The sequence below is a fragment of the Synechococcus sp. H55.9 genome (assembly GCF_047462355.1).
GTDB lineage: Bacteria > Cyanobacteriota > Cyanobacteriia > Thermostichales > Thermostichaceae > Thermostichus.
Map to the genome: position 1 here is coordinate 16,708 of NZ_JANSJB010000013.1, position 3,948 is coordinate 20,655.

General features: G+C 61.8%; 3 protein-coding genes. All 3 read right to left on the reverse strand.

Annotated elements, in window-relative coordinates:
- Positions 1–77: 77 nt before the first annotated feature.
- The 3 genes from NW857_RS03340 to NW857_RS03350 all read right to left on the reverse strand — a co-directional run bounded on the left by NW857_RS03340 (position 78) and on the right by NW857_RS03350 (position 3,873).
- The gene (locus NW857_RS03340; protein ID WP_414347396.1) at positions 78–602 is read right to left on the reverse strand and encodes a hypothetical protein; all 525 of its coding nucleotides are present in this window, start codon (positions 600–602) and stop codon (positions 78–80) included.
- A gap of 86 nt (positions 603–688) precedes the next feature.
- Positions 689–1,213: an acetolactate synthase small subunit gene (gene ilvN, locus NW857_RS03345; RefSeq protein WP_414333369.1), complete on the reverse strand. Its 525-nt coding sequence runs from the start codon at positions 1,211–1,213 to the stop codon at positions 689–691.
- 173 nt (positions 1,214–1,386) lie between these two features.
- Positions 1,387–3,873 carry a DUF3656 domain-containing U32 family peptidase gene (locus tag NW857_RS03350; RefSeq protein WP_414367945.1) on the reverse strand — a complete coding sequence of 829 codons (2,487 nt, stop codon included), beginning with the start codon at positions 3,871–3,873 and terminating at the stop codon, positions 1,387–1,389.
- Between the last annotated feature and the right edge of the window lie 75 nt (positions 3,874–3,948).

A 3,948-nucleotide genomic window follows, 5' to 3' on the forward strand; every position in this document is an offset into this window, starting at 1 on the left:
GGCCTTTGCCGGAGCAGTGCTAAATACCCTGTTGGTGGATGGTCTTTTTGCCTGGGGGGCGGCTTTGCTGCGGTGAGTCAGGCTGCCGGGATGGCCGGTTCTGGCTCGGCAGGAGGCAACTCCGGTGCCGGTGCGGGCTGAGGCAGAAAGTCGATGACCCTCCAGGTCTTAGCATCAGGCGAGCCGTAGGCCAGTAGCCACCGTTCGGGCACGGTTTGGGGCTCTGCGTCAGGCGAGCGCTGCGTAGCAACAGTTTGTGCCTTTTGGTGGGCCAAGGTGAGCTGAAAGGGATCCCCTTTGCGGCGATAAGGACGGCGGGATCCCGGCGGCTTCACGATCAGGGTGTAGGTACCGCTGAGGTGATGGCCTTCCAGCGTTTCTCCTGTTCTTGCGGAGCAACAGGCCAACAGCAAAGGTTCACGGCGATCCCGACGGATTTTCACATCTTGCACTTCCAGCCGGGCCGACAACTGCTCACTGCCCACCAAGGAGGCCACCGGCTCGGACAAATGAGCGATCTGATAGGCAAGGGCCTGCTGCACAATCGGCTTGGGCGGCCTGGGGCCGCAGCCGGCCAGCAGCCCCACCAGCACAATGGCCACAAGGCCGAGGATCCTGCGAATTCCGCCGCGCCAAGCCGATCCCCGCCACCTCTCCCCCGGTTGTGGCATCGCTTCTCGTAAGGCCATCAGATGGTCACTAAGGTGGGGTGTTGCTTCAAGTATTCCGTATTCACGCCGGACTCGCGGGTGAGGGCCACCAGACCGGTACGGGCGATCTCGCGGATGCCAAAGCTGGTCAACATCTTGATGATCGCCACCATTTTGCCCGGATCCCCGGTCACCTCGAGGGTCAAAGACTCCTCCGCCACATCCACAATCCGGGCACGAAACATTTGGGCGACATCCATGATGGCGGAGCGGGTCTCGGGGCTGGCATTCACCTTGACCAGCATCAGCTCCCGTTCCACACAGGGGACGTGGGTGATATCGGTAACTTTTAGCACATCGATGAGCTTGTAGAGCTGCTTCGTCATCTGCTCCACGTCGTGCTCATCTCCCTGCACCACCATGGTGATGCGAGAGATCCCCGGTCGTTCGGTGGGGCCGACGGTGAGGCTGTCGATGTTAAAGCCGCGACGGGCAAACATCCCCGCGATGCGGGTTAAAACGCCAGGCTGATCCTGCACAAGGGCGCTGAGGGTGTGTTTCACGGTAACCAAAGAGAGAGCTACGCAGAGGATAGGGAAGCAAAAGAGAGGTTGGGAAACGACCGTACCCTGAGGAAATTTTACGCCAATTTTGCGGGAGTGTTTTTTCTATTGCTCTGCCCACCCGGCCTCGGCAACCGCAGAGAATACAGAGGGTATGTAAGGCCGCGCAGCCTCTAACTCTGCAAAGACCCGCGCGTAACCCCCAATTGGCTATGTAGCTTCAGCTCGCGCCACAGCTGGGATCCGCTCATCCGGCCTTGGAGAAGCTGTTGATAGCAGCGCAAGGTTTGCCGGATCTGCTCGGGGGATTCCTGCAAGAACTCAATGCGCAGATATCGCAACCCCAGATCCAGCAGTTTTGGCACATGCTCGGCCCCGGTTTGGGCTTTGCCGTTGTAGAGAGTGTTGCGGCAGCCGGCATCGGCTTTCAAAATGTGCTCGACATTGGCCCTATCCCTCAGCCTCACCTCGTGTTTTTCGCAGGGACGGCCACAATTGGTGTAGTCGGTGCCGCGGGACAAAAAAGCGCAGAAGACGCAGTGCTCCATGTGGAACATGGGCATGTGCTGGTGGATGGTGACCTCGTACCAGTGGGCGGGGCCGGCCTGGAGCAGGGATCCCAGTTGCTCGTGGTTGAGGTCATAGGAGGCCGTCAGGCGCTCCAAGGGGTAGCGGCTTTTGAAATAGTGGGCGGTGATGGGGTTGGCCACGTTCAAGGAAAAATCGCCGATGCAGCGCTGGCCGGCAAAAAAGCGCAGGTGGTCGTAGTTGCGCACCAGATAGCCATCGGCTCCTGCTGCCAACACCTGTTTGAGGATCCAGCTTTCTCCCGGCTTGGTGATGCGGGGCGGGGCCGCCCACAGCTCCACCTCAGGGTGAGCGGCCTTGGTGGCGCGGATAACTTCCCGGTAGCGGCGGGGATCCTCCAACTCCAGGTAGATCTGCCGGATGCCACAGGCAATTGCCGCCGGCAACTGCTCTGGATCCCGCACCAGCACCACCAGTTGGGGCGATCCCCTTTCCGGTTGCTCCGGGGCGGGCAGCAGATCTGGCCAGCGAGCTTCAGGGTTGAGCTGCCAGCGGCGGGGCCGAGCCCGCAGCGCCTGCAACTGCTCCACGGCTTGGCGCCGCATTTGGTTGAGGACGCTCAGCGGCAGCATCACCTCTCCTTCCAGGGCATTGTGCAGGGATCCCAACTTGAACGGGGTGGAACCCAAACGACCCAGTTGCTGCCGCAGCTTCTCGTCGGTGAGGGGTTGGTGATGGGCAGGCTGCAAAGGCACCGGCGAATCCACCCGCACCACGTGGCCCTCTTCATCCCGCAGGATCAGCGTCAGGGGCAAGCCGGCCTGGCCGTGAACTTCCAGGTGGACGGGGCGTTGAAAGCGAGGCTGATCCCCGGCATAGCTCTGGCGCAGGCGTTTCTCCAGCTCCGGGTCGCTGGTCTTCCAGAGGCGATCCCCTGGCCGCAGGCGTTTGAGGTCAATGGCCCCCTGGGCAAAGCCAAGCCAGGCCAGCCCCTGCTTCTTGTGCACGCGGTAAACCCGCCCCCCCTGCTCCGGCTCTCCCTGGTCGAACACCACGCCATCGCCCGGCTTGAGGGGAGCCTGCAGGCGCACCCCCACCTGATCCCCTTCGATCCGCAGCACCTGCCCCAGGTAAACCCCCCGCTTCTTGCCAAAACGGGCATGCACCAGCTCTTGGTTGTTGATACCCCGCAGCCAGCCGGTATACAGCCCGCGGGAAAAGCTCATCTCCAGCTCATACCACTCCTGAGCTGAGGGCTGCCACGCCTGCCCTGCCCCCAGGGCGTCCAAGGCCTGGCGATAGATGCGCGTTACATTGGCTACATACTCCGGCGATTTCAAACGACCCTCAATTTTTAAGCAGTGGATCCCCAGCTTGACCAGCTCCGGCAGCACCTCCAGACCGGCCAGATCTTGGGGGCTGAGCAGATACCGCTTCTCCCCCAGATCGCGCCGCATCCCGTCTACCACCAGCTCGTAGGGCAGGCGGCAGGCCTGGGCACATTCTCCGCGGTTGGCCGAACGTCCTCCCAGCGCCTCGCTGGTCAGACATTGCCCGGAATAGGCCACGCACAACGCCCCGTGCACGAAGATTTCCAAGCAGACGGGGGATCCCTTCTCTTCCAGATGGGCGCGGATCTTGGCCATCTCCTTGAGGGAACACTCCCGCGCCAGCACCACCACCTCACAGCCCAACTCGGCGGCAAACTCTGCCCCGATACCGCTGGTGACGGTCATCTGCGTCGAGGCGTGGATGGGGAAATCGGGAGAAAGATGACGGATCAAGCGTGCGATGCCAATATCCTGGACAATGACCGCATCCACCCCCGCCGCGATCATCGAGCGGATGTACCGCTCCGCTTCCTCCAGCTCCCCCGGAAAGACCAGAGTATTCAAAGTTACATAGCCTCGCACCCCCCGCTGATGCAGCCAAGCCATCAGCTCCGGCAAATCTGCCTCTGTGAAGTTGCGGGCGCGTAGGCGGGCGTTGAACCGCTCCAGCCCGAAGTAAATGGCATCGGCCCCGTTTTCTACCGCTGCCTTGGCACACTCCCAATCTCCTGCCGGCGCCAGCAGCAGCGGCAGCGCGACGGGCAAAGCCGCCGCCGCAGAACTTGTCCCAGACGTTTTCATCGCCCCACCCGGAGCAAAAGGGATCCTTTCCCATTCAAAAGCAAAAAACCTGAGGAAGGGATCCCCTTTCCCAGG